The organism is Stieleria sp. (assembly GCF_041595215.1).
GTDB classification, from domain to species: domain Bacteria; phylum Planctomycetota; class Planctomycetia; order Pirellulales; family Pirellulaceae; genus Stieleria; species Stieleria magnilauensis.
The window spans coordinates 1-6475 of the sequence record NZ_JBFHKV010000434.1; the positions used below are offsets into that span (position 1 = coordinate 1).

Below are 6475 nucleotides of genomic sequence, written 5' to 3' on the forward strand. Positions count from 1 at the left end.
GTCGACGACGAGCCCAACCAGTTGTTGACGCTGCGCGACATCTTCGAAAGCGAAGGGTTTCAGGTGTTCACCTGCCAGTCCTACGAAGAAGCGCTGCAGCAATGTGGCAATCAAGTGTTTGCCGTCGCGATCCTTGATTTGCAGCTACACGGACAAGACGGCATCGATTTGTTGCGGCAGATCCAGCAGTTTCAACCCGCGATGCGAGTGATCATCCACACCGGATACGGCTCGTTTCACTCCGCCAAGGACGCCGTCAATTTAGGTGCCTTTGCCTACGTCGAAAAATCCTACGATCCTGCCGAGTTGATCCACTGGGTGCACCGCGCGGTCAAGGACCTGCTCTCTGAAGCACTCTCCCACTCCGAAGAAAAGTTTCGCGAGCTTCTCGATGACGTCAAAGCGATCGTCTGGGAATGCCGTCTGCCCCAACACCGCTTCAGCTTCGTCAGCCAACAGGCTGAAGCGATCTTGGGATTCCCCGTCCAACGCTGGATCGATGAACCGACGTTTTGGGACGAACGGATTGTACAAGAAGACCGATCACGCTACGAAGCGTTTTGCGCCGCCTGTTCCGCTGGAGCGGATAGCGGCCGCGACGGTGACGTGGAACTGCGAGTCGTCGCGTCCGACGGCCGCATCGTCTGGCTGCACATCGTCACACACCTGGTCGTTGATGCCGACGGCAATCCCACCATGCTCCGCGGGGCGATGTTTGACGTCACCCACCAAAAAGTGTCCGAGCAACAACTTCGGGACATGGAAATCCAGCTCGAACACGTCTCTCGGCTGACCACCCTGGGTGAAATGGTCGCCGGGATCGCCCACGAAATCAACCAACCACTCGCCGCGATCGCGAACTTTGCCGTCGCCGCCAAAGTCGCAATCGCCAACGACAAGTGCGAACATTCCGTGCCCGTCGAGTCCTGGCTGGAAACGATCTGCAACCAAACCGAAAACTGCGGACAGATCATTCGCGGGCTGCGCAGCTTTGCCAAACGCGGCCATGGTGACCAGCAATGGATCGACCTGAACCAGATCGTTCGTGACTCGGTCGACCTGGTCCAATGCAATCCCCATAACCAATTCGCCGAATTCGTCTGCCCCCATTCCGACGCGCCCCTCATGGTCTTCGGTAACCCCGTCCAGCTGCGACAGGTTTTGGTCAACTTGCTGCAAAATGCCTGCGATGCGACCCGCGGTCGAGATCATCCGACGATCGCCATCAACGTCGCCGTCGGTGATGAACACGCCCGCGTCTCCGTCCGTGACAACGGCTCGGGGATCGCACCGGCACAACAGGCAAAAGTGTTTGACGCCTTTTACACCACCAAACAGGAAGGGATCGGCATGGGGCTGGCCATCAGCAAATCCATCGTCGAAACCCACGGTGGAAAACTCTCTTACGATTCCTCCTCCGACGGGTCCACGTTCTACATCACCCTGCCGCTGTCCAACGACAGCCCCCAAACCGATGCACCACCGCAGGAACACTCGCTCTCATGAATTCGCAGCGTCCCGCCAGCCAGCGTCCCGCCAGCCAGCGTCCCGCCAGCCAGCGTCCCGCCAGCCAGCGCCCCGCCGGATCGGTTCGCTACGACAATCAGGGGCGTGTGGTGCTGGTCACCGGCGGGTGCAGCGGAATCGGACGGGCGATTGTTGACGCCTTCGCCGAATCAGGCGCCCGCGTGGTTTGTGCAGACATCCATCAGCCGCCCGCCGATCTGCCCGCCGCGATCGACTTCGTCCGCTGCGATGTCTCGGACGAAGCGAATTGCCAGATGGTCGCCCGACACGCCGTCGAACAACATGGCGGGATCGATGTGCTGGTCAACAACGCCGCGATTCAACCGAAATCCTCGTACGCGCCGGTCCACCAATTGGACAGCGAAACCTGGCAACGCATGCTGGCCGTCAATCTGTCCGGGTACCACTTCATGGCCAAGCACGTGCTGCCGGTGATGCTCGAGCAGCGTTCCGGGGTGATCGTCAACCTCGCCAGCGGCCAGGCCCATCGGACGGCCCGCCAAGTCGGGACCTATGGACCGATCAAAGCGGCCAACGTCATGCAGTCACGACAATGGGGGATCGAATACGCGCGTCAGGGCATTCGAGTCGTCTCGGTCTCGCCCGGCGCCATCGACACGCCCCTGGTCCGAGCCACCCTGGAGGAACAGGGCGGCGGGGAGGCACTCGCCAATCGACACCCCATCGGACGGATCGGAAAAAGCAGCGAAGTCGCCGCCGCCGTCCTCTGGCTCGCCAGCCATCAAGCCTCCTTCGTCACCGCGACCGACCTGGAAGTCGACGGGGGGCTCGGCGGCTTCGGTGCATTCGCTGACCCCTATGATTCTGAAACGATCGCCGACAAACGCGATCAATGACTCTATACTATCCAGTCGCCGGCTCCCCGAGACACCCGGCGAAAACGACCAACCACTCCCTTGACCGACACGATGAAAACTCTCTCAACCTCTCGATTCGCCTTTGTCCTCACCCTCGCCTGCTTCGGTGTCGCACCCAGCGTCCGCGGTGACGAACCGGCGAGAGACACAGACGGCAAGTCCGAATGGATTCAACTGTTCAACGGCAAAAACCTGGACGGCTGGACTCCCAAGATTCGCCATCACGCGGTGGGCGAAAACTATGGCAACACGTTTCGCGTCGAAGACGGGCTGCTGAAGGTTCGTTATGACGAATCGGCCTACAAGACGTTCGACGAACGCTTCGGGCACCTGTTTTACAACAAGCCGTTTTCGCACTACCGACTGCGCGTCGTCTATCGCTTTGTCGGCGATCAAGTCAAGGGCGGCCCCGGCTGGGCGACCCGCAATAGCGGCCTGATGCTACACGGCGAAGACCCGAAGATGATGACGATCGATCAAGACTTTCCGACGTCCATCGAAGTCCAACTGCTGGGAGGCAACGGCAAAGACGAACGGACGACGTTGAATCTCTGCACCCCGGGCACCAATGTGGTCATGAACGGAAAACTGTTCCTGCCCCACTGCACCTCGTCCAGCTCCAAAACGTACCACGGCGAACAATGGGTGACCGCCGAAGTCGAAGTCCGCGGCTCCAAACTGGTCCGACACATCATCGAAGGCGAGACGGTGCTCGAATACACCCAGCCACAACTGGATGATCGCGACCCGCACGCGGCAATGCTGGCAGACAAACAAGGCGGCAACCTGCTCGACCAAGGCACGATCTCGTTGCAATCGGAAAGCCACCCCTGTGACTTCCGCTCCGTCGAACTGATGATCCTGGACGAGTAATTCGAACCAAGCCCGGACCGCATGTCGGCCCTTGGAATCATCAAGCGAACCTCTCGCGGCGGCTCGATTCCGATACCGCCAAGTTAACATCAATGGGGAAGAACGCTGACACGAACCAGCTGATCTCAAACGATGATCAGCCGTTTGGCGCGAGCCTACGGGCCCCCACCCTCCCGGTAGCAGACGGCGGCCGTGGCGAGACGGGGATGGCAGAATGATGGGATGGCAGAATCATATTGATTCCGCGACCTGAGCGGTCAGAACATGATTCTGCCCCGTATCATTCTGCCACATCAAATCATGCGATCGTTCCACCGTCGAAAACACCTAATCAACAAGCAGACCCTTGCGGTCCCCTTTTGCGACGCTGCCGACAGCACACAGCCCAACGATGCCTTCGGTTGACCGGAACGGTTCGAGAGCGACTCTTCGCTCAAATCCGCACCGACGCGAAAAACGTCGTCTTCTCTTCTTCAAACGCTTCCATCTTCGCCTTCTCCTCTTCGCTCGGTTCCGGCAGTCGACCTTCCTCCAAGTCTTCCTCGGTCCACTCCACCCGTGGCATGCCGCATCCGATCAAGATGACTTGATCACCGACCAGGTAATACTCGACCGCCATGTCGGTCAGCGTCATCCCGCCGCTGCTGTTGCCCTTGGTGCCGGAATGCCCGTCGCGCTCGACGCTTTCGCTTCCATACACATCCGACATGATCATCCGTCCGGCGCGCAACGACAATTGCATCTGACTGGGGTTCAGATACTCGTACGTATCAACTCCGACGAAAAACGTCGCGCCGGTCGCGGCGCTTTCGAAGACCTGAGCCTCGATCGATGTCGGCGGCTTTTCAACAGACTTGCCTTCCGGGACCACGAACGAGACACCGCTGACCGAGCCGGCTTGGTAACCCGCCGGAACCTCGACCGCCCCTGACGAACTCGCCGAACTCGACTTGGCCTGCTTCGATCCTTTCGATTTGAGCGCCAACACGGTCAGACCGATCACCAGCCCCAAGACGACGACGGCGCCCGAACCGATCCCGATCCACAACAGTTTCTTATTGACCGCCCCCTTGGGTCGAGCCCCCGAGGAGCCGGCGGCCGATTTGGACGTCGACTGCGCCGCAGCGGGCGCCGCGGCCGCCAACGCTCCGTTGGCGGCGGGAAACGCGGATCCACTGCCCGCCGGAAGCCCGCCCGCCGGAAGTCCGCCCACGGGAAACCCTCCCGCCGCGGGTGCGGCCGCGGGCAGGTCCAGGTTGCCGAAATCAAAACCGCCCGACGGCGAACCCGCCGAGGCCGGGGCTTCGGCAAACGGGTCGGCCGCAAAGGGGTCCGCTGCCAGTGGATCCGCAGCCAGAGGATCAGCGCCGGCCGTCGCGGCACCCGCGGTGTCAAAGCCGCCGCTGGGCAGGTCGGCGAAGGGATTGTCGTCGACAAACGGCGACTCTTCCGCAGCCGGCGCGGTGACCTTTTTCGCAGCCGGCTTCCGCTGCGCCGCCGCTTTGGCGACGGCTTGCTTGCCCGCCGGCTGCTTGCGTGCCGGTTGCTTTGCCGGTTTGTTTGCCGCGGTTTTTGCCGCGGGCTTTGTCGTCGGTTTGGCCGCCTGCCCGGACGGTTTCGACGCCGCTTCCTTGCCGGGCACTTTCAGCACCGTCTGGCACTTGGGGCATTTGACTTTCACGGCGACCGCCTGCTGCTGCAGCTTCATCAGCGTCGCGCACTTGGGGCACTTAATCGTGAGCATGTTGTTTCTCAAGTCGGTCGAGTTGCTCCTGGGCGTACTTCTGCGCTTCTTCCAGCTTTTTGGGGTCGATCAGGTTTTGGACCTTCACTTCGCAAAACCACTCCGACCCGTTGTTCTTGACCTTGACCGTGATGTCGTAGGGTGCGTCGGGGCAATAGGCTGCCGCGATGTGCGTGTCGTCATTCTGCAATGCGTGGCGGAACCCACGCAGGATTGCGTCGTCAGCGACGTTGTGCCACGGGTTGGACGACTCATCGGCGAGTGCCGTTTCCAAGGCCATGCAGAGGTCGACTTCGTCAAACGTGTCGGTCGGAGGCTTGATTTGCAGCTGGGCGCTCTTTTTCAAGTAGTTCGCCAAACGCCACTCGGCCTGAAACGGCTTGCCGTTCCAGGTATGGTCGATGTTGTAGATCGCGCCGTGATTGGCGTGCTCCTCGAAGAGCAACTCGTTGGCCTCGCGAAACGAAAGCATGCCGTCCAGCGGCGGTGCTTCCGGCAGGCAGCCGGTGGTATTGGCCACGATCAACAGCGTCGTGATCGCGACCGACCATCGATCAACATTCCTTGTCCAGAAACTCCGCCGTTTGTGGATTTGCATTGCATCGCCCGATTCAGAATCATTCTCAATGAAGGAGAAACCGCCATCGAAAAATGATACTCCAACCGGCTGCCACCGTGTTGCCACCCACCCCTCCCCACGACGTCGCCCCAAAAACCACCGATTCGCCCCACCACCGATTGGCCCCACCACCGATTGGCATCCCGCCCGAGCACTGATCCCGCCCGAGCACTGATCCCGCCCGTGCACTGGTGTGGAATCACTGCGAAACGCAGCGATCGCCGGGGACGCCGAAGTTGCCCGTCGAGATCGCGGGCAGCGCGATCGAGCGCAGGCCGTGCCGGTCCGCGAGGGCGAGGGAGGCGCGGACGGCGGACGCCAGCTTGCGGTCTTCGTCGCCCTCGCCCATCTTGGGGCCGACGGCGTGGATCACGTGCCGGAAGGGCAGGTCGCCCGCTCCGGTGATCACCGCCGTGCCCACCGGGGTGCCGCCGATCCGGTCGCACTCCTTCTGGATCGAAGGTCCGCCCCGTTTGCGGATAGCGCCCGCGACGCCGCCGCCGAGCTTCAGATGCTCGTTCGCGGCGTTGACGATGGCGTCAACCTCGAGCTCGGTGATGTCCGCTTCGAGCAGCTCGAGGTCCGTAGAGCCCAACTTGATCCGCACGCGCTGGTCGCTCATCCTCGTCCTCCGACTACAAAGCTGAATGATATCAAGGACCTAGCCTCGAACGGGAGTCCGGCGTCAGAGGCCGCCCCGCGCGCTATCCGATAGACTCGCCGACCTATGCTCCCGGCCCTGAAAAGCGATCTCGCAGCCCGGGTGCGAGCGCGGATCGAGGTGCTCTACGAGGTCGAGCACGACCCGATCGTCACGGTTCCACCGCGCCGCGA

General features: G+C 61.5%; 6 protein-coding genes. 3 read left to right on the forward strand and 3 right to left on the reverse strand.

Annotated features, from left to right (window positions below; translation table 11 throughout):
• From ABX749_RS17165 to ABX749_RS17175, 3 genes are all read left to right on the forward strand, one after another.
• Positions 1 to 1506: ATP-binding protein (locus ABX749_RS17165; RefSeq protein WP_372897040.1), on the forward strand; the 1506-nt coding region annotated here is incomplete at its 5' end.
• Entirely contained in the window at positions 1503 to 2384 is an 882-nt protein-coding gene (locus ABX749_RS17170) for an SDR family NAD(P)-dependent oxidoreductase (protein WP_372897041.1), read from the forward strand. The genes ABX749_RS17165 and ABX749_RS17170, both read left to right, overlap by 4 nt.
• A gap of 72 nt (positions 2385 to 2456) precedes the next feature.
• The gene (locus ABX749_RS17175) at positions 2457 to 3278 is read left to right on the forward strand and encodes a DUF1080 domain-containing protein (RefSeq protein WP_372897042.1); all 822 of its coding nucleotides are present in this window, start codon (positions 2457 to 2459) and stop codon (positions 3276 to 3278) included.
• A 433-nt stretch (positions 3279 to 3711) separates the two neighbouring features.
• Here the strand turns inward: ABX749_RS17175 and ABX749_RS17180 are convergent, their stop codons facing one another.
• From ABX749_RS17180 to ABX749_RS17190, 3 genes are all read right to left on the reverse strand, one after another.
• Positions 3712 to 5022 carry a hypothetical protein gene (locus tag ABX749_RS17180; RefSeq protein ID WP_372897043.1) on the reverse strand — a complete coding sequence of 437 codons (1311 nt, stop codon included), beginning with the start codon at positions 5020 to 5022 and terminating at the stop codon, positions 3712 to 3714.
• The gene (locus ABX749_RS17185; RefSeq protein WP_372897044.1) at positions 5009 to 5620 is read right to left on the reverse strand and encodes a hypothetical protein; all 612 of its coding nucleotides are present in this window, start codon (positions 5618 to 5620) and stop codon (positions 5009 to 5011) included. The genes ABX749_RS17180 and ABX749_RS17185 overlap by 14 nt, the downstream gene beginning before the upstream one ends.
• A 220-nt stretch (positions 5621 to 5840) precedes the next feature.
• Positions 5841 to 6263, reverse strand: coding sequence for a macro domain-containing protein (locus ABX749_RS17190; RefSeq protein WP_372897045.1), 423 nt, complete (start codon positions 6261 to 6263; stop codon positions 5841 to 5843).
• Positions 6264 to 6475: the final 212 nt, after the last annotated feature.

Bases quoted from the DNA above. Each gene is read 5' to 3' on its own strand.
- ABX749_RS17170 (WP_372897041.1), top strand. From the start codon at position 1,503: ATGAATTCGCAGCGTCCCGCCAGCCAGCGTCCCGCCAGCCAGCGTCCC.
- ABX749_RS17175 (WP_372897042.1), top strand. From the start codon at position 2,457: ATGAAAACTCTCTCAACCTCTCGATTCGCCTTTGTCCTCACCCTCGCC.
- ABX749_RS17180 (WP_372897043.1), bottom strand. From the start codon at position 5,022: ATGCTCACGATTAAGTGCCCCAAGTGCGCGACGCTGATGAAGCTGCAG.
- ABX749_RS17185 (WP_372897044.1), bottom strand. From the start codon at position 5,620: ATGCAAATCCACAAACGGCGGAGTTTCTGGACAAGGAATGTTGATCGA.
- ABX749_RS17190 (WP_372897045.1), bottom strand. From the start codon at position 6,263: ATGAGCGACCAGCGCGTGCGGATCAAGTTGGGCTCTACGGACCTCGAG.